This is a genomic window from Bradyrhizobium sp. cf659, from assembly GCF_900113725.1.
In the GTDB taxonomy this organism is placed as follows: domain Bacteria; phylum Pseudomonadota; class Alphaproteobacteria; order Rhizobiales; family Xanthobacteraceae; genus Bradyrhizobium.
Genome location: NZ_FOQJ01000003.1, coordinates 942,444 through 961,102 on the forward strand (window position 1 = coordinate 942,444; position 18,659 = coordinate 961,102).

At 64.1% G+C, this 18,659-nt stretch carries 19 protein-coding genes; 7 read left to right on the plus strand and 12 right to left on the minus strand.

Annotation, left to right across the window (positions count from 1 at the left end; genetic code table 11):
* Positions 1–202 precede the first annotated feature (202 nt).
* Positions 203–427 carry a hypothetical protein gene (locus tag BM118_RS18510; protein ID WP_027544925.1) on the minus strand — a complete coding sequence of 75 codons (225 nt, stop codon included), beginning with the start codon at positions 425–427 and terminating at the stop codon, positions 203–205.
* A 38-nt stretch (positions 428–465) separates the two neighbouring features.
* Positions 466–708 carry a hypothetical protein gene (locus BM118_RS18515; protein ID WP_177234418.1) on the minus strand — a complete coding sequence of 81 codons (243 nt, stop codon included), beginning with the start codon at positions 706–708 and terminating at the stop codon, positions 466–468.
* 145 nt (positions 709–853) lie between these two features.
* Between BM118_RS18515 and BM118_RS18520 the strand changes: the two genes are divergently transcribed.
* Both BM118_RS18520 and BM118_RS18525 read left to right on the plus strand, forming a co-directional pair.
* On the plus strand, positions 854–1,279 hold the full coding sequence (locus BM118_RS18520) for a DUF5413 family protein (RefSeq protein WP_092186913.1): 426 nt from the start codon (positions 854–856) through the stop codon (positions 1,277–1,279).
* Positions 1,280–1,339: 60 nt separating this feature from the next.
* Entirely contained in the window at positions 1,340–1,894 is a 555-nt protein-coding gene (locus BM118_RS18525) for a DUF4112 domain-containing protein (RefSeq protein WP_092186914.1), read from the plus strand.
* A gap of 250 nt (positions 1,895–2,144) precedes the next feature.
* Here the strand turns inward: BM118_RS18525 and BM118_RS18530 are convergent, their stop codons facing one another.
* The 4 genes from BM118_RS18530 to msrA form a co-directional block, all read right to left on the minus strand.
* Positions 2,145–2,441, minus strand: coding sequence for a hypothetical protein (locus tag BM118_RS18530; protein WP_092186915.1), 297 nt, complete (start codon positions 2,439–2,441; stop codon positions 2,145–2,147).
* A gap of 214 nt (positions 2,442–2,655) precedes the next feature.
* On the minus strand, positions 2,656–2,820 hold the full coding sequence (locus BM118_RS18535; protein ID WP_177234419.1) for a DUF3309 family protein: 165 nt from the start codon (positions 2,818–2,820) through the stop codon (positions 2,656–2,658).
* A 108-nt stretch (positions 2,821–2,928) separates the two neighbouring features.
* On the minus strand, positions 2,929–3,348 hold the full coding sequence (gene msrB / locus BM118_RS18540; RefSeq protein WP_092186916.1) for a peptide-methionine (R)-S-oxide reductase MsrB: 420 nt from the start codon (positions 3,346–3,348) through the stop codon (positions 2,929–2,931).
* A gap of 29 nt (positions 3,349–3,377) precedes the next feature.
* Entirely contained in the window at positions 3,378–4,082 is a 705-nt protein-coding gene (gene msrA / locus BM118_RS18545) for a peptide-methionine (S)-S-oxide reductase MsrA (RefSeq protein WP_092186917.1), read from the minus strand.
* Positions 4,083–4,330: 248 nt separating this feature from the next.
* Between msrA and BM118_RS18550 the strand changes: the two genes are divergently transcribed.
* On the plus strand, positions 4,331–6,016 hold the full coding sequence (locus BM118_RS18550; RefSeq protein WP_092186918.1) for a caspase family protein: 1,686 nt from the start codon (positions 4,331–4,333) through the stop codon (positions 6,014–6,016).
* A 289-nt stretch (positions 6,017–6,305) separates the two neighbouring features.
* On the opposite strand, the gene BM118_RS18555 is transcribed toward BM118_RS18550, so the two are convergent.
* From BM118_RS18555 to napE, 6 genes are all read right to left on the minus strand, one after another.
* Positions 6,306–7,421 (minus strand): ATP-dependent DNA helicase, encoded by a 1,116-nt coding sequence (locus tag BM118_RS18555; protein WP_177234420.1) that lies wholly within the window; start codon positions 7,419–7,421, stop codon positions 6,306–6,308.
* An 88-nt stretch (positions 7,422–7,509) separates the two neighbouring features.
* On the minus strand, positions 7,510–8,151 hold the full coding sequence (locus BM118_RS18560) for a NapC/NirT family cytochrome c (protein ID WP_092186920.1): 642 nt from the start codon (positions 8,149–8,151) through the stop codon (positions 7,510–7,512).
* A complete protein-coding gene (locus BM118_RS18565) occupies positions 8,148–8,618 on the minus strand; it encodes a nitrate reductase cytochrome c-type subunit (protein WP_027544935.1) in 471 nt (156 codons plus the stop codon). Before BM118_RS18565 ends, BM118_RS18560 begins: the two co-directional genes overlap by 4 nt.
* On the minus strand, positions 8,615–11,128 hold the full coding sequence (gene napA, locus BM118_RS18570) for a nitrate reductase catalytic subunit NapA (RefSeq protein ID WP_092186922.1): 2,514 nt from the start codon (positions 11,126–11,128) through the stop codon (positions 8,615–8,617). The genes BM118_RS18565 and napA overlap by 4 nt, the downstream gene beginning before the upstream one ends.
* A 16-nt stretch (positions 11,129–11,144) precedes the next feature.
* Complete coding sequence (locus BM118_RS18575; RefSeq protein ID WP_092186923.1) at positions 11,145–11,474, minus strand: chaperone NapD; 330 nt, start codon at positions 11,472–11,474, stop codon at positions 11,145–11,147.
* Between the two features lie 24 nt (positions 11,475–11,498).
* Positions 11,499–11,684: a periplasmic nitrate reductase, NapE protein gene (gene napE, locus BM118_RS18580; protein ID WP_092186924.1), complete on the minus strand. Its 186-nt coding sequence runs from the start codon at positions 11,682–11,684 to the stop codon at positions 11,499–11,501.
* Positions 11,685–12,239: 555 nt separating this feature from the next.
* Here napE and BM118_RS18585 point away from each other — a divergent pair.
* From BM118_RS18585 to BM118_RS18600, 4 genes are all read left to right on the plus strand, one after another.
* Complete coding sequence (locus tag BM118_RS18585) at positions 12,240–13,874, plus strand: flavin-containing monooxygenase (protein ID WP_092186925.1); 1,635 nt, start codon at positions 12,240–12,242, stop codon at positions 13,872–13,874.
* A gap of 80 nt (positions 13,875–13,954) precedes the next feature.
* On the plus strand, positions 13,955–15,148 hold the full coding sequence (locus BM118_RS18590) for a methyl acetate hydrolase AcmB (protein WP_092186926.1): 1,194 nt from the start codon (positions 13,955–13,957) through the stop codon (positions 15,146–15,148).
* A 188-nt stretch (positions 15,149–15,336) separates the two neighbouring features.
* On the plus strand, positions 15,337–17,310 hold the full coding sequence (locus BM118_RS18595; protein WP_092186927.1) for a sigma-54-dependent Fis family transcriptional regulator: 1,974 nt from the start codon (positions 15,337–15,339) through the stop codon (positions 17,308–17,310).
* 116 nt (positions 17,311–17,426) lie between these two features.
* Positions 17,427–18,635 (plus strand): LLM class flavin-dependent oxidoreductase, encoded by a 1,209-nt coding sequence (locus BM118_RS18600; protein ID WP_177234421.1) that lies wholly within the window; start codon positions 17,427–17,429, stop codon positions 18,633–18,635.
* The last annotated feature ends 24 nt before the right edge of the window (positions 18,636–18,659 follow it).

The following is an 18,659-nucleotide window of genomic DNA, read 5'->3' on the forward strand; positions in this document are numbered from 1 at the left end:
CACGCGGCTTGACCTGCCGCATGTCGCAGCCATCACGCCGGGAACTCAATCCCGCATGTGGTTGCTCGATCTCGTGATGTTCGAATCGAAAAGTGCTGCGCCGCCCGAGCCGAGTATGCGCCATTGTCGTATGGCTGCAATGGGCCGCGCGAACGAATTCGCAATTGTTGCGCAGACGTCACGCAGAAAGCGACGCGTTGCGTCAGATGAGGCGATAGGATGGCGTGCTTGTGGCGTCGCTCTCGCCAAGTGCGGCGGCGTGTTCCTCGACCGCGGTGATGCCCTTCGCGGTGAGCTCGAACAGATCGCCGTCCTTCATCACGTAGCCGTCGGCGATCAATTGTCCCATCTTGCCCTGACGGTCGTCGGCAAAGGCGATGGATTGACAGATGTCCCTGAGGATCGAGAGCTGTTCGTCGCGCAACATGGCTTCACCTCTCCGTTGACAGGGACTGTTTCCGATCCTCACATGCCGTGACTGGCAAACACCTTGCTGCATGACTTCGACAGCTTGGCCCGGTTGGCCTGCAGGCAGCTCTGCACCGCGCCGTCATTGCCGAGGTCCTTGCGGCACAACCGCGAGGCATCGCGCGAGCAGGCGTTCTGCTCCTGCGGCGTGCCCATGTGGCCTTGCGCGAGAGCGGGCGTGCTCGACAGGCCACCGAGGGTTGCAAGCGTGATCGTCGCCAGAAGAAATTTGCGGGACATCGGCGGCTCCAGTCCAAGAGGGGTGATTGAGGTCCTGTCTGAACTCGTCGCCTTGCCACTTGTTCCCCCCGGGGGAGGCGCCGGCGCCCGCTATTCAAGGTTCCCGAGGCGCTGCTATAACAGGGGCGAATTGTGAGGGTCTTTGATGAAACGCTATCTGGTGTTTGCGCTGGTCGGGCCGTTCGTCGGCGGGTTCCTGCTGCTGCTGACGACGACCTACCAGTCCGGCTACTGGACCCAGACCAGCCTCGGCGAGGTCGGCAAGCTGTTCGCAGTGTTCTTCAAGTCCCTGCAATACAGCTATCTGTTCGGCTTCCTGCCGTCGCTGATGATCGGCGCGGTCGATGACATCCTGGTCCACATCCGCCGGGTCGGCCCGGTGCTGCGGATGCTGCTGGTCGGCCTGTTCGCCTTCGTCCTGGCCTCGCTGACCTACAGCTCGCGCGGGCCGGATTCGGGCGCGGTTCAGTTCATCCTGTACGGCCTGGTCGGCTTCGTGCCGTCGGTGATTTCCTCCTGGCTCGTGCATAGATATGTCGAGGAGCCGCAAGCGGCGGCGGCGCCGACCTGACCGCGCGACGTTCGGACGCGGTGCAGCAACCTCCGCCGCGTCGGCGAGTTTCCCTGGGCCATGACCATGTCCGACGACGATATTCTTGCTCCGCGCAAATCCCGTTCCGGGAGCCGTTCGCGCGCCACCTTCTCAGGCACGGAAGCACGCGGGCCGATCATCGACCAGGACGGCCGCGAGATCCGGCCCGAGACGCTGGAGCAGGGCTTTCGCGAGTTTCGTTCCGAGTTCGGCCAAGGTCCGCTCGGAGCAAATCCGTTCGGCAACCTGACGCGCGAGCAGCGCATCGCGCGGCTCGAGGCGATCGCAAAGCTGCTCGACGTCGCCTTCATCCTGCCCGGCACCAACATTCGCTACGGCATCGACGGCCTGATCGGACTGATCCCCGTCGTCGGCGACATCATCACCACGGCGATCTCGCTGTGGCTGGTGCGCGAGGCCCGCGCGCTGGGCGCGCCCTGGTACCTCACCGCGCGCATGCTCGGCAATGTCGCGGTCGACGGCGTGGTCGGCATGGTGCCGCTTGCAGGCGACGCCTTCGACGTCATGTTCCGCGCCAACATGCGCAACATGCGCCTGCTCCGGCGCTGGCTCGACAAGCAGCCGCGCTTGTAGAAGTGGAGGCTTTCTTTCTTCGCCTCTCCCCGCGTGCGGGGAGAGGCCGGAATTTGCGTCAGCAAATTTCGGGTGAGGGGGAGTCTCCGCGAGTCCAACTGCTACCGTCCCTGTGGAGACTCCCCCTCACCCCGACCCTCTCCCCGCAAGCGGGGCGAGGGAGAAGAAAGAGCACGGCCCGCAAACGCAAAAAGCGCGATAGCCTTTCGGCCATCGCGCCTTCTGCGCACATCGGAGGCTTGCGAAAAACTTACGCCGCGTCGGCGTCGGTCTCCGCGGCCGCGGGTTCGGGCTTGCGGCGACGGGGCAACGGGAAGGCTTCGCTCTCATAGAGCGAGCGGATGCCGTTCTGGTCGAAGCGCGCTTCCTCGACCTGGAGATAGGCGCCGTTCAGCGAATCCGTCGGCAACTGCTCCATCGCGAACTGCACGGCCTCGGCCGCGGTGCCGAACCGGCGATAGGTGAAGCCGGCACGCTTCTTCTTGCGGATCGCGGCGGGGAAGAGCTCGGCGGAGGTGTTGAAGTTGAACGGACGCAGTGGACGCATGGTCAAAGACCTCGTGATCTTCTCTGGGGCTTTAAGCGCGTGGGGTTTGGGAGGGCGGAGGCCACAAGCGCGTGGGCCCGCCGCACATGTCATTTTCGCCCTCTAATATAGGCCGTTTTGACAAAATTGCGACCCCTGCGATGGGAGATGATGAATCCGCGCATGGCTGCCCCGCAAGGGCTGTAAACCAAGTAATTTCAATATGTTAAATGGTTTACAGTTTGCCGAGAAGCAGCAGCACGATCAGCACCACGAGCACGACGCCGCCGATCCCCATGCCGGAATGGCCCATGCCGTAGCCATAACCGCCGACACGGCCGGACAGGCCGCCGAGCAGGTAGATGATCACCAGGATGATCAGGATGGTCCCGAGTGTCATGGCATCCTCCCTGGCGGCCGCCAAAACGCGATGATCAGCCGCACCGCCAGAGGAGAAAAGCACATCGCGCCCACGGGTTCCATGGCGGAACCCGGCGGCGCGCAACGTTTATTTCGGCTCGAGCTTCAGCGCCGCCGAGTTGATGCAGTAGCGCAGGCCCGTCAGCCCGGGGCCGTCGGGGAAGACATGGCCGAGATGGCCGCTGCACTTGGCGCAGAGCACCTCGGTGCGGATCATGCCGTGGCTCACGTCCCTTTCCTCGTCGACATGGCTGTCGACGGCGGGCTGGGTGAAGCTCGGCCAGCCGCAGCCGGAATCGAACTTGGCGTCGGACTCGAACAGGACGTTGCCGCAGCCGGCGCAGACATAGGTGCCGGCACGGTGGTCGTGCTCATATTCCCCGGAGAAGGGACGCTCGGTCGCCTTCTCGCGCAGCACCGCGTACTGCATCGGCGACAGCTCGCGCCGCCACTGCTCTTCGCTCTTGATGACTTTGTCGTCCGTGGTTTTCGTCTTGGCGTCGGGCATGGGTCTCCCGTTTCTTGGTGATCTCGCGATCAGTTGGTGGCCTTGCTGGCATTCACCAGCGTCGGCTTCTCGATGTAGTTATCCGCGAACAGCTTTTTCAGGTTCTCGATCTTGGGGAGGTCGTTATAGGCGATGTAGGGCTGGTTCGGATGCAGCGTCAGATAGTCCTGATGATAGGCCTCCGCCGGATAGAACGCCTCCAATCCGCCGACCTTGGTCACGATCGGCTTGCCGAACACCTTGGCGCCGTTGAGCTGGGCGATATAGGCCTCGGCCACTTTCTTCTGCTCGTCGGAGGTGGTGAAGATCGCCGAGCGATATTGCGTGCCGGTGTCGGGACCCTGGCGGTTGAGCTGGGTCGGGTCGTGCGCCACCGAGAAGTAGATCTGGAGGATCTTTCCGTAACTGATCTTCTTCGGGTCGTACTTGATCTCGACCGATTCCGCGTGGCCGGTCCGGCCGCTCGAGACGGTCTGGTAGTCGGCGGTCGCCTTGGTGCCGCCGGCATAGCCGGAGACCGCGTTGACGACGCCCGCGGTGTGCTGGAACACGCCCTGCACGCCCCAGAAGCAGCCGCCGGCGATCACGGCGGTCTGGATGCCGCTCGCCGGTGCCGCGTCGATGGTCGGGGCGGGGATCACGACCGCATCCTCGGCGGCCCGGGACGGCACGGCAAAGGCCAGCGTCAGGGCGGTCGTGGCAGCCAGCAGGGACAGGAGGGCGGGACGGCGCATGGCGGATCCTTTTTCCGGAAGGTGGATACTCTAGGTCGGTTGGCGCCGGGCGAACAGCCTGCCCGGCGGCATTCGGTCACCTGAGATACGGGGACAGGTGCCGATTGTTACGCCGCGGCGGACACGACTCTGTGAAACACGCGGCCCGAGACAGCCCGGCTTGGCGCGGTGAGGAACTCTGCGCTAGATGAACCCGCGCGATCGACGATCGACCTAAAAAAAGTGGTGGCTGGAGCTGGCCTGACAACATGCTGCGCGTCGTTTCCCTGACCCTCGTCATCCTGATCTCCGCCGCCGCGATCGCCGCGGCCGATCCGCAAGCCGGCGACGACCTCGCCGTTTGCCGCGACCGCCAGGCGGAGGCGCAGGCCCGCGCGGCGGCCTGCGACAATCTGCTCAACGCCGACCGGCTCGCCGGCAAGGACAAGGCGATCGCGCTGTCCGTGCGCGGCAACACCATGATCAACAAGCGCGACTACGTCCACGCGATCGAGACCCTGTCCATGGCCGTCGACCTCGATCCGGACTACGTCATTGCGCTCAACCTGCGCGGTCTCGCCTATGAGCGCAGCGGGCAGGACGACCTCGCGATGGCCGACTACAACCTCGCGCTCCAGAAGCGCCCGGCCTACGGTGTCCCCTACAACAACCGCGGCATCATCCAGGCGCGCCGGGGCGCGCTGCAAAGCGCGCTCGACGATTTCAACCTGTCGATCAAATACACGCCCAAATTCCTGCTCGGCTGGACCAATCGCGCCCGCGTGCGCACGCTGATGAAGGATTTCGACGGTGCGATCGCCGATTTCGCGGAGGCCGAGAAGATCGATCCGACCGCGCCGCAGATCGCCGGCAACCGCTGCATCACCTGGGGCATGATGGGCAAGTTCGACCGGGCCCTTGCCGATTGCAACGGCCTGATCGAGAAGCAGCCGAAAAACGTGTTCGCGATCAACAATCGCGCCGACGTCAACATGATGAAGGGCGATCTCGACGCCGCGCTGAAGGACTACAACACGGCGATCCAGATCAATCCGAACAACGTCCGGGCCCATTCAGGCCGCGGCCAGATCTACGAGCGGAAGAAGGATCTCGCCCAGGCCCGCGCCGACTATCGCGCCGCGGCCTATTCGCTGACCAAGTTCGACGAGACCGAGGTCGCGCGCGCCCGCGCCATCGCGCAGGAGCGGCTCGCCGCGCTGACGCCGCAGGCGCCCGCCGGGGTGACCGGGCGCCGCGTTGCGCTCGTGATCGGCAACGGCGCCTACAAGAACGTCCACGCCTTGCCCAATCCGCCACGCGACTCGAAGCTGATCGCAGACGTGCTGCGCGAGGTCGGCTTCCAGACCGTGATATCCGTCAGCGACCTGACCCGCGACAAGTTCTTCGAAGCGCTGCAGACGTTCGCTGCCGAAGCGGAGAAGGCCGACTGGGCGGTGGTCTATTACGCCGGCCACGGATTCGAGATCGGCGGGGTGAACTATCTCGTTCCTATCGACGCCAAGCTGGCCGCCGACAAGGATGCCGAGGCTCAGGCCGTCGCCCTGGAGCAGGTGATCGCAGCGGTGGGCGCTGCGCGAAAAGTGCGTCTGGTGATGCTGGATGCATGCCGCGACAATCCGTTCGCGCCGACCATGCAGCGGACGCTGTCACTCAAGCTGGTCGACAAGGGCTTTTCCAACATCGAGCCCGGCGCCGGCTTCATGGTGGTCTACGCCGCCAAGCACGGCGAGACCGCGATGGACGGTGACGGCGGCGCCGACAGCCCGTTCGCCACCGCGCTCGCCCGCGAGATCAAGGAGCCGCGCGTCGAGATCAGAAAGCTGTTCGACATCGTCCGCGACGACGTCTGGTCCGCGACCAGGCACGGGCAGCAGCCGTTCACCTACGGCTCGCCGCCGGGGCGCGAGGATTTTTATTTTGTGGCGGGGAAGTGAGGGGCGGCGCGTGGGATGCGACGGCGCTCCCTCATAACCAGTGTCGTCCCGGCCTAGTGCGCAATTGCGCACGGGGGGCCGGGACCCATAACCACAGGGAGAAGTTTGGCGAAGACTCGCAGTGATCGAGCTTTCCTTGGTACTCATACCGCCGACCACGGATAGATTCCGCGGTATGGGTCCCGGCCTTCGCCGGGACGACGATTGGAAATCGTAGCCCGCATGAGCGTAGCGACATGCGGGTCTTTCTATCCCGGATATCGCTTCGCTCATCCGGGCTACGGCAGCGTCACACCACAATGCTCAACCTTTTCGCCGCGCGCGTGATCCCCGTGTACAGCCACCGCGCCCTGGAGTCCTGGAACGCAAAGCTCTCGTCGAACAGCACGACGTCGTCCCATTGCGAGCCCTGCGACTTGTGCACGGTCAGCACGTAGCCGTAGTCGAACTCGTCATAGGGCTTGCGCTGCTCCCAGGCGATCTGCTCGACGCCGCCCTCGAAGCAGTCGGCGCGCACCGAGACCTTCGTCACCTTGTGGCCAAGATCCTCGTCCGGCGACAGCCGCATGCTGAGGATGCGCGATTTCGAGCGCGAGGTGTTGCGCGACTTCACGCGCCAGAGGCCGCCGTTGAACAGGCCCTTCTTGCGGTTGTTGCGCAGGCACACCAGCTTGTCGCCGGCGACCGGAAAGGCGTCCTCGATGTTCTGGCGCTGCCGCACCCGCATGTTGTAGGCGCGTCGCGTGTTGTTGCGGCCGACCAGCACCTGGTCGGCACCCATGACGCGATCAGGATCGAGCTCCTTGCGCGACACCACCTCGCTCTCGCCATAGCGGCCGATGTCGAGCTCGCGGCCTTCGCGGACGTCCATCGACATCCGCACGATCGGATCGTCCTGGGCCTGGCGGTGCACCTCGGTCAGCATCGCGTCGGGCTCGGTGTTGGTGAAGAAGCCGCCGCCCTGGATCGGCGGCAGCTGCGCGGGATCGCCCAGCACCAGCAGCGGACAGTCGAACGACATCAGGTCGCGTCCCAGTTCGGCATCGACCATCGAGCATTCGTCGATCACGATCAGCTTGGCCTTGGACGCGGGGGCGTCATCCCACAATTCGAAGCTCGGCTGCTCCTCGCCGGATTCGCGGGCGCGGTAGATCAGCGAGTGGATGGTGGAGGCCTCGTCGCAACCCTTGTTGCGCATCACCAGCGCGGCCTTGCCGGTGAAGGCGGCGAACTTCACCTCGCCGTCGACGCCCTCGGCGATGTGCCGCGCCAGCGTGGTCTTGCCGGTGCCGGCAAAGCCGAACAGGCGGAACACCGGCGGCGTGCCGTTGCGTCCGGGTTTTGCTTTCAGCCAGTCGCCAACGGCTTTGAGCGCGGCGTCCTGATGCGGGGTGAAGGTGGCCATATCTGTCTTGAGGAGGGGCGAAACCGACCGATTCGCCATCCCTCAAAACTAACCATTCGCACCAAGGGTTCAAGCCTGGTGGACTACCCTATTGCCAGCCGGGAACGCCGCGCATGTCGGGCAGATGGTGGGCGATGCCCTTATGGCAGTCGATGCAGGTCTTTTCCCCCGTGAACAGGAAGCGCTGGTGCGCCACCGAGGCCCGCGGCGACTGCTTCGTGATGTCCATGGAATCGGCGCTGTGGCAGTTGCGGCATTCCAGGGAATCGTTGGCCTTGAAGCGGGCCCATTCATGAGCGGCGAGCTCGAGCCGGTGATCCTGGAATTTCTCCCTCGTGTCGATCGTGCCGAAGATCTTGCCCCAGACCTCCTTGGAGGCCTGCATCTTGCGCGCGATCTTGTCGGTCCAGTTGTGCGGCACGTGGCAGTCCGGGCAGGTCGCGCGTACGCCGGAGCGGTTGCTGAAGTGGATGGTCGACTTCAGCTCGGCATAGACGTTGTCCTTCATCTCGTGGCAGCCGGTGCAGAACTTCTCGGTGTTGGTCAATTCCAGCGCGGTGTTGAAGCCGCCCCAGAAGATCACGCCGGCGGCAAAGCCGGCCAGCACCAGCACGCCGAGCCCGAACACCGAGCTCGGCCGGATCAGCACCTGCCAGAGCTCGAGCGCGAAATCCCAGCTTCGTGTGATGAAGCCGCGCTTGGCTTTTGGCTCGTCAGCGGTCGTCGTCATCGGCGGCCACCGGGGCTGGCGCGCGACAGCAGCGTGTCGATGTCGGTGAAGTCGTTGCTGACGGGCGGGGTGGCGGTGTTCTGCGGCACGTGGCATTCCGTGCAGAAGAAGCGCCGCGGCGAGATCGAGGCCAGGAACTGGCCGTCGCGGTCCATGAAATGCGTGATCGAGACCATCGGCGCCTGCGATTCCGCGGTGCGTGCCCGCGCATGGCAGGACAGGCATTTGTTGCCGTTGAGGTCGATCTGGTAGCCGTCGATCGTGTGCGGGATCACCGGCGGCTGCTCCGGGTAGTTGCGCACCTCCCGCTCGGACGTATTGCGGTTCGGCAGCATCGGCGGCGCCGGCCCCTCGTCATTGAGCGGGGCCGGGCCACGCAGGCCCGACGTCACCGTCTGCGCGGTCAGAGAGCTCGCGCCCGCGGCGATCGCGACCGCGAGCAGGGCTATGCCAAATCGTTTCATCATGAGAGGTTCACCCGCTCGATGCGCACGGCGCATTTCTTGTAGTCGGTTTGCAGCGAGATCGGATCGGTGGCGTCCAGCGTCACCTTGTTGATCATCTTGGATTCGTCGAACCACGGCACGAACACGAGGCCACGCGGCGGCCGGTCGCGGCCGCGCGTCTCGACGCGGGCGCGGATGAAGCCGCGGCGGGACACCACCTTCACCTCGTCGCCGCGCCGGATCTTCGCTTCCTGCGCGTCGTCCGGATGCATGAAGCAGACGGCTTCGGGGAACGCCTTGTAGAGCTCAGGCACGCGGCGCGTCATGGTGCCGGAATGCCAGTGCTCCAGCACGCGGCCGGTCGAGAGCCAGAACGGATATTCGCCGTCGGGCGATTCCGCCGGCGGCTCGTAGGGCAGGGCGAAGATGCGCGCCTTGCCGTCCGGATAGCCGTAGAACTGCACGCCCGTGCCCTGCTTGACGTAGGGATCGCTGCCCTCGCGGAAACGCCATTTGGTTTCCTGGCCGTTGACGACGGGCCAGCGCAGGCCGCGCTCGCGGTGATAGGTGTCGAACGGCGCGAGGTCATGGCCGTGGCCGCGGCCGAAGCTGGCGTATTCCTCGAACAGGCCCTTGTGAACGTAGAAGCCGAACGCCTTGGACTCGTCGTTGAGATAGCCCTGCTCGATGTCGGAGACCGGGAACTTGTCGACCTGGCCGTTCTTGTAGAGCACGTCGAACAGCGTCTTGCCGCGAACCTCCGGCTTCTTGGCGATCAGCTCCTCGGTCCAGACTTCCTCGATCTTGAAGCGCTTGGAGAATTCCATGAGCTGCCAGAGATCGGACTTGGCCTCGCCGGGCGCCGCGACGAGCTGATGCCAGAACTGCGTGCGCCGCTCGGCATTGCCATAGGCGCCTTCCTTCTCCACCCACATCGCGGTCGGCAGGATCAAATCGGCGGCGAGCGCCGTCACCGAGGGATAGGCGTCGGAGACCACGATGAAATTGTCGGGATTGCGGAAACCCGGATAGGTCTCCTCGTTGGAGTTGGGACCGGCCTGGAGGTTGTTGTTGACCTGCACCCAATAGGCGTTGATCAGACCGTCCTTCAGCATCCGGCTTTGCAGCACGGCGTGCGCGCCGGGCTTGTCGGGAATGGTGCCTTCAGGCAACTGCCAGATGTGCTCGGCATGATCGCGGTGCGCCTTGTTGGTCACGACCATGTCGGCCGGCAGGCGGTGCGAGAAGGTGCCGACCTCGCGCGCGGTGCCGCAGGCCGAGGGCTGGCCGGTCAGCGAGAACGGGCTGTTGCCGGGCGAGGAGATCTTTCCGGTCAGAAGATGGATGTTGTAGACGAGGTTGTTGCACCAGACGCCGCGGGTGTGCTGGTTGAAACCCATGGTCCAGAACGAGACCACCTTGGTCTTGGGATCGGCGTAGAGCTCGGCGAGCGCCTCCAGCCGGTTCAGCGGCACGCCGGACATCTCGGCCGCCTTCTCCAGCGTGTATTCGGACACGAACTTCGCGTACTCGTCGTAGCTCATGTCGGTGGAGTCGTTGGCCTTGGCCGCGCCCGTCGCCTTCTTCTGCAGCGGATGCTCGGGCCGCAGGCCATAGCCGATGTCGGTTTGTCCGCGCCTGAAAATGGTGTGCGCGGCGACGAAGTCCTTGTTGACCCGGCCGGTCTTGATGATGTGGTTGGCGATGGCGTTGAGCAGATAGAGGTCGGTCTGCGGCTTGAACACCATGCCGATGTCGGCGAGGTCGAACGAGCGGTGCTCGAAGGTCGAGAGCACGGCGACGCGGACATGCGGGGCGGACAGCCGGCGGTCGGCCAGGCGCGTCCACAGGATCGGGTGCATCTCCGCCATGTTGGAGCCCCACAGCACGAAGGCATCGGTGGCCTCGATGTCGTCATAGCAGCCGGGCGGCTCGTCGATGCCGAAGGTGCGCATCATGCCGGCGACGGCCGATGCCATGCAGTGCCGCGCATTGGGGTCGATGTTGTTGGTGCGGAAGCCGGCCTTGAACAGTTTCGAGGCGGCATAGCCTTCCCAGATCGTCCACTGGCCGGAGCCGAACATGGCGACGCCGTTGGGACCGCGCTTCTTCATCGCCTCCTTCCACTTCACCTCCATGATGTCGAAGGCTTCGGTCCAGGACACGGGCGTGAAGTCGCCGTTCTTGTCGTATTTGCCGTTCGCCTTGCGCAGCATCGGCTGCGTCAGGCGGTCGTGGCCGTACATGATCTTGGAGAGGAAGTAGCCCTTGACGCAATTGAGGCCGCGATTGACCTCGGCCTTGATGTCGCCGTGCGTCGCGACGACGCGGTTCTCCTTGGTCGCGACCATCACGGAGCAGCCGGTGCCGCAGAATCGGCAGGCGGCCTTGTCCCATTTCAATTCGCTCGCCTCGCGTTCGGTGGCGAGGTTGGCGGCGAGCGCCGGCACCGGCAGCCCGGCGGCAGCCGCCGCGATGGCGGCGGCCTCGAGCTTGAGCATCTGGCGGCGGTCGAGCTTCGGCGATGTCATGATGGCTCTTCCTGACTCAGGCGGTTTCGATGGCGTGGAAGACGAGCGCCGCGGAATAGACGTTCGGCAGCGACTGGATGGTGTTGAGCAGGGTGCCGAGGCTGCCGGCGTCAGGCGCTTCGGTCACGACGACGAGCTTGCCGCGCGGGTCGCGGCCGTGGATCTCGCAGCCGGGCAGCGCGGTGATCTCGGCTTCGAGCTCGGCGAGCCGCTCGGGGCGCGCCTGCACGATGATGCTGGCGATCTCGGCGCCCGGCGGCGGCACGATGCGGTCGGTGCTGAGCACCCGGCCGGTGATCAAGGCGCGGCGGTTGAGCGTGGCTTTGTTGAGTGAGGCTTGGGCCATGATGCCTGTCTTTCGCTCTGGGGATCAATGCGGGGAGGCTGGTGGGCCGGGAGGACCGGCAAACATCTGGTAGATCCAGACGCCAAGCCCGTAGGAGCCGACCGTTCCGACGGCGAGGACGGGCATCACGACCGCGGTCAGGAACAGGAAAGCGAAGATCTCCATGCGCTTACGGCGCACGCGCGAAGTCGTGTCGTCAGGGGCCGACATATTCGGTCTCTTTGAAATTTTGGGAATTGGGACGGCATCCGGGCCGTTGCCTTGCCCTGCTTGTGCTGCAACCGCGGCGTCAATGCGTTGATCTGGATCAAGCGGTCGACTTGCAGGGATGTCGCAGCACGCCCCGTGGACGGCGCTGCGGTGCTAACGCGCGCGAGTTGAGCTAGTCCGATCGTGTCGTTGACCTGCCACAGGCCGACATTCCGTAAAGTACCATTTTGACGCAACGCGGACCAGTTGCGGCGAACTCGTGCGGAAACCGCGGGCTCCAGTAGCTTGCGGGTGCCGAGTGTGGCGCGACTGGAGAGGCGCCTTCTCGGCAACATCGGAATGCAGCGGCCGGTTCGTCACGAAAGATCGAAATCCGGTCTCGCCGAGTCCATGCAGTTCGAATTTCGAACGCGCGCATCCTTGCCACTGCGCCTGACAACTCAAGTATTGCAAGCGCTTAGAGCCTGAGACGTGCTCTGGCACGCAACATGCGTAACTCCGAATTGTCTCCTGCGCCTGGCGGCGGGGAGGAAAACAAACCTTGGGAGGGAATGCATGAGTGAGCACAAGACCAACGGCGTGCGCCAACATGAAAGCCTGGACGCGGTCGTCATCGGCACAGGGGTTGCCGGACTTTACCAGCTCCACAAGCTGCGCGACGAGCAAGGCCTCAAGGTCAAGGCTGTCGATACGGCGACCGGAGTCGGCGGCACCTGGTACTGGAATCGCTATCCGGGAGCGCGCTTCGACTCCGAGGCCTACATCTATCAGTACCTCTTTTCGGAGGAGCTCTACAAAGGCTGGAGCTGGAGCGAGCGCTTCCCCGGTCAGCCGGAGATCGAAAAGTGGCTCAACTACGTCGCCGATAGGCTCGACTTGCGCAAAGACATCCGCTTCAGCACGACGGTTGCAAGCGCCGTCTTCAATGAGGCGACACAGCGTTGGACGATCACGACCGACAAGGGCGACACGATCGACGCGCAGTTCCTGATCACGTGTTGCGGCATGCTGTCGGCGCCGTTGACGTCGGTATTTCCCGGACAGGACACGTTCAAGGGCACCCTCGTCCACACCGGCCGCTATCCGAAGGAGAAGCTCGATCTCGCCGGCAAGCGCGTCGGCGTCGTCGGCAATGGCGCCACCGGCATCCAGGTGATCCAGACGATCGCCGGCGAGGTCGGAAGCATGAAGGTGTTTGTGCGCACGCCGCAATACATCATCCCGATGAAGAACCCGAAATACGGGCCGAAGGAGGTCGAGGGCTACAAGGCGCGGTTCGAGGAATTCCGCAAAACCCTGCCCCACTCGTTCACCGGATTCGAATACGACTTCACCAACGGCAATTGGAAGGATCTCAGTCCGGAGCAGCGTCACGCCGTTCTGGAGAAGATCTGGGATGAAGGCTCGCTGCGGCTGTGGCTCGCCTCATTCGTCGAGATGTTCTTCGAGGAGGACGTCAGCGAGGAGATATCCGAGTTCGTCCGCAACAAGATGCGCGCGCGCCTCAAGGATCCCAAGCTCTGCGAGACGCTGATCCCGACCGACTACGGCTTCGGCACGCATCGCGTCCCGCTCGAAACCAACTACCTGGAGACTTACCACCAGTCGAACGTCGAGCTGGTCAGCGTCAAGAACAACCCGATCAAGCGGATCACGCCGCAGGGTATCGAGCTCACCGACGGAACGGCGTACGACCTGGACGTGATCATCCTGGCGACCGGCTTCGACGCCGGCTCGGGTGCGCTGACCCGCATCGATATCCGGGGCCGCGACGGTCGCTCGCTGAAGGACGAGTGGAGCCGCGACATCAGGACCACGATGGGGCTTCAGGTCCACGGCTACCCGAACCTCTTCACCACAGGCGCGCCGCTGGCGCCGTCGACGGCGCTCTGCAACATGACGACATGCCTTCAGCAGCAGGTCGAGTGGATCAGCGATTGCATCGCTTATCTCAAGAAGAACCATCTGAGCGTCATCGAGCCGACCAAGGATACGCAGGACGCCTGGGTTGCGCATCACGATGAGATCGCGAACACGACCCTCGTGACCAAAACGAACTCCTGGTACATGGGCTCGAACGTCGAGGGCAAGCCGCGCCGTCTGCTCTCCTATATCGGAGGCGTCGGAACCTATCGCCAGAAGTGCGATGCGGTCGCCTCTTCGGCCTATCCCGGCTTTGCCAAGCAGTAACGACACACGGGGCCGCGCAACCAGCTTCTTGGCGGGCGCGGCCCCGCATCCCGCATCATCACAACAATTCGGAGGAACACATGACGAAGAACTTCAAGGCGGCGGCTGATGCCGTCCTCAATGAAACCGTCACGACCGGCCAGGGCGTCCCGGGCGTGGTGGCGATGGTGACAGATCGCACCGGCAACATCTACGAGGGAGCCGTGGGCAAGCGTCGCATCGACCAGTCGGCGGCGATGACGACCGATAGCAGCTTTGCCATCTTCTCGACGACCAAGGCGATCACCGGCACGGCTGCGCTTCAACTGATCGAGGAAGGCGAGCTCGACCTCGATGCGCCGGCAAGGACCTACGCGCCTGATATAGGCAAGCTGCAGGTGATCGACGGCTTCGATGCGAAGGGCCAGCCCAGGCTTCGCGCCCCGAAGCGTGAGGTGACCACGCGCATGCTGCTGCTGCACACCGGCGGGTTCGGCTACGACTTCTTCAACGAGAACTATCTGCGCCTGGCGACCGACCACGGACAGCCGAGCGTGATCACCTCGTCGAAGGCCGCCATCATGACGCCGCTGCTGTTCGATCCCGGCTCGAAATGGGAATATGGGACGAACATCGATTGGGTCGGGCAAGTCGTCGAAGGCATCACCGGCAAGCGGCTGGGCGAGGTCTTCGCCGAGCGCATCTTCAAGCCACTCGGCATGACCAACACGACATTCGAGATCAACGATGCGGTGCGCAGCAAGCTGGCCGGCGTGCACGCGCGCAACGCCGACGGCTCACTGACCCCGATGGACTTCGAATTGCCTGCTAATCCCGAGGTCCATATGGGAGGCCACGGCCTCTACAGCACGGTCGGCGACTACATGCGCTTCATCCGCATGTGGTTGAACGACGGAGCCGGCCCGCACGGCCGGGTGCTGAAGCCGGAGACTGTGGCGATGGCCGAGAAGAACCAGCTCGGCGATCTCAAGGTCACGGCGCTGCCGGGCGTTATCAAATCGCTCTCGAACGATGCGGAGTTCTTCCCTGGCCTGTCGAAGTCCTGGGCGTTCACCTTCATGGTCAATGACGAGATGGCTCCGACCGGACGGCCCGCCGGCGCGCTCGGCTGGGCCGGGCTGGCGAACCTGTTCTATTGGATCGACCGTCAGAACGGCTTTGGAGGCTATTGGGCCACCCAAATCCTGCCCTTTGCCGATGTAGCCTCGTTTACGGGATACATGCGCTTCGAAACTGCCTTCTACGACAGCTTGAGCCGGCGCAAGGCCGCCTAGGTTCGGCCGGCTTGAGGCCTTCAATCCGCCTCCGACCTCACCGTGTTGCGGTGCAGCCGGAGGCGAGCCTGATAGCACCAAGGGCGGGATACCCCGTTGCGCGTTTCCGTGGATGGCTTCACAATCAGGAGATAAAGCTCGGGGTCCGGCAGATCATTTGGACCACTCAGCGCGTCAAAGGAGGGAACGTGTTGGGTCAGACGCCAGAGGATGCTTTCGCCAATCCAGGTATCGAACACGACGTTCTGACCAGTTGGGAACGCTTTCTGTCCGGAAGCGACAGCACGCGTCAGCAGGTCGTACGATCAGCTATTACCGATTCCTGGCAGCGCTGCCAGCAATCGGCTGTCGACTACCGGCGCGGTCAGGCCCCGATGCCGATCAGGGATGACAGGCTGCAGCGCCTGCTCGACAAGCGCAGCCGTCTTGTGCTGGCCGGCGCTTCGACGATGGCGCTGGCGCGCGACTACATGCTGGAGACCGGCACCGTGATGGTGCTGACCGATGTTGACGGCGTTGTCTTGCGTCTCGAAGGCGACACCAAGCTCGCGCTGCGCGATGCCGTTGAAAAGACGCATTTGCTGCCAGGCAGCAACTGGAGCGAGACGACCTGCGGGACGAACGCGATCGGCACCGCCCTGGAAACCGGGCAGCCGATCCAGGTACACGCCACGGAGCATTTCTGTTCCGGCATCCACCGCTGGACTTGCTCGGCCAGCGTTATCCGCGATCCGATCGACGGCGCCGTCATCGGCGCGATCGACATCTCCGGATTGTCCTCGTCCTACGGGCGGCCGGCGCTCGCACTGGCGATTTCAGCGGCGGCGCGCATCGAGGCTCAACTGCTGCAGATGGAGCTGGACGCCCGCTACCGGCTGCTCGATCAATGCTTCTGGATGCTGCCTCCGTTGAACCGGCATCACGCCGTGCTGTTCGACAGCGCCGGACGTCCGTTCAAGGCGAATGGCGATATGTCGCAGATCATGCATGATTTGGGTGCGCCGCGAGGCCAGTTCGACGTCCCCCAACTCGGAAGCCACGACGATCAGCGTGATGGCGCATCATGCCCGCCCTGGATCAAGAAGGAATGGCTGAGACCAGTCGTGCATCATGGCGAGCATCTGGGCACCGTGATGGTGGCGCCAAAGCGTGCGGCCTCCGACAAGGCGCTTCCGGTTCCGGACCGACACGAGGCCCGCGCTTTCTCAAACGTCATCTACAGCGATCCCAAGATGCAGGCGTTGGTTGTGAAGAGCCGCCGCGTCGCTGCAACCTCGGCTCCGGTCTTGCTGCTCGGTGAAACCGGCGTAGGCAAGGAGGTGTTCGCGCAAGGCATCCATGCGGCATCGCCGCGTCGGGACAGTCCATTCGTTGTCGTCAATTGCGGCTGTGTCTCCCGGGACTTGCTTGCCAGCGAACTTTTCGGCTACATCGACGGCGCGTTCACCGGCGCACGCCGCGGCGGCATGGCGGGAAAGATCGAAGCTGCTTCCGGCGGCACGCTGTTTCTCGACGAGATCGGCGAATTGCCGCTCGATCTCCAGCCCATGTTCCTGCGAGCGCTGGAGAGTGGGGAGATCAGTCGAGTCGGAGAGGCGGTCGCGCGCAAGGTGGATTTCCGCCTCGTCGCAGCAACCAACCGCGATCTGCGGGTCGAGGTTGACGAAGGACGCTTCCGCAAGGATCTGTATTATAGGCTGGCTGTCGTCCCGGTTGTCATCCCGCCGCTGCGGGAGCGATCGAGCGATATCCGGCGGCTGGTCGAGCATTTCGCCGCGCAGGCAACGGCGCGCTATGGTCTTGCGCCCCGTCGCTTTGCGCCGGAGGTGCTGGCGCGCCTGCAGGGCTACGATTGGCCCGGCAATGTGCGCGAATTGCGCAACCTCGTCGAAAGCCTCTTGCTGACGAGTGTCGGTGTTGCGATCGAAGCAACTGATTTGCTTGACACGATCCGCCCCCACGAGCCGTTGTGTGAACATATACCGCACCTTTCGCTTGCCGAGTCTGCCGAGCGGGACCTGATCTCGCGGACGCTCCGCTCGTGCAACGAGAATGTGGCCGCGACCGCGTCTGCGCTCGGTCTCGCCAAGAGCACGGTTTACGCGAAGCTGCGCCGCTATCATCTTCGTTCGGACTTGGGGTCCGCAAAGAGCTCAGGTTGAAGTAGTTCGGATTACCGAAGGAGATCGTTCTCCCGCATGGCGGAATTGTGATTCCGTAGACAGCGCCGTCCCGCTCACTAAGATGAGTGCAACAAAAAATAAGCGGGAGAGGCGTCATGAAGTTCGGCATCTTCTACGAGCTGCAACTGCCACGGCCCTGGGTGGCGGGCGATGAGCTCAAGCTCTACCAGAACGCCCTCTCGCAGATGGAACTCGCCGACAAGCTCGGCTACGACCATGCCTGGGTGGTCGAGCATCACTTCCTCGAGGAATATTCGCACTCGCCTTCGCCGGAATCGTTCCTGGCCGCGGCGAGCCAGCGAACCAAGAACATCCGGCTCGGCCACGGCATCCTCCAGCTCACCACCAATCATCCCGCGCGCGTCGCCGAACGCGTCGCGGTGCTCGACCTGCTCTCCAACGGCCGCTGCGAATTCGGCATGGGTGAGAGCGCCTCCATCACCGAGCTCGAACCGTTCGGCCGCGACATGGAGATAAAGAAGGAAGTGTTCGAGGAGGCCGTCGCCGCGATCTTCCCGATGTTCAGGGACGCCGGCAGCGAGCACCACGGCAGGTATTTCGACATCCCCTTGCGCAACGTCGTGCCGAAGCCGGTGCAGAAGCCGCATCCGCCGCTGTGGATGGCCTGCTCGCAGCTGCCGACCATCGAGCGCGCCGGCCGCCACGGCTTCGGCGCGCTCGGCTTCCAGTTCGTCAGCGCCGACGCCGCCCACGCCTGGGTCCACGCCTATTACAACGCCATGACCAAGCGGCTGCACAAGCTCGCCGACTACGAGATCAACCCGAACATGGCGCTGGTCTCGTTCTTCATGTGCGCGAAGACGGATGAAGAGGCGCGGGCGCGCGCCGACGGCGCCACCTTCTTCCAGTTCGCGCTGCGCTTCTACGGCGCCGCACAGAACCGCCAGCGCCCGGCGCCCTACACCGTCAACATGTGGGACGAGTACAACAAGTGGAAGCGCGACAATCCCGAGGCCCAGGAGGCGGCGCTGCGCGGCGGCCTGATCGGCTCGCCGGAGACGATCCGCAGGAAGCTCAAGCGCTTCCAGAGCTCGCATATCGACCAGGTCATCCTGCTCAACCAGGCCGGCAAGAACAGCCACGAGCACATCTGCGAGTCGCTCGAATTGTTCGGCCGCGAGGTGATGCCGGAGTTCCAGAACGATCCGGCGCAGGCGGCCTGGAAGAGGAGCGTCATGAGCGGCGAGATCAAGCTCGAGGAGATCGACACCCAGGCCTTCACCGACCGCTACGGCAAGCTCGCGATCAACGTCGCGCCGGCGAGAGCGGCGGCCGTGGGATAGCGGCGTACGTTCGACGTCGCCATG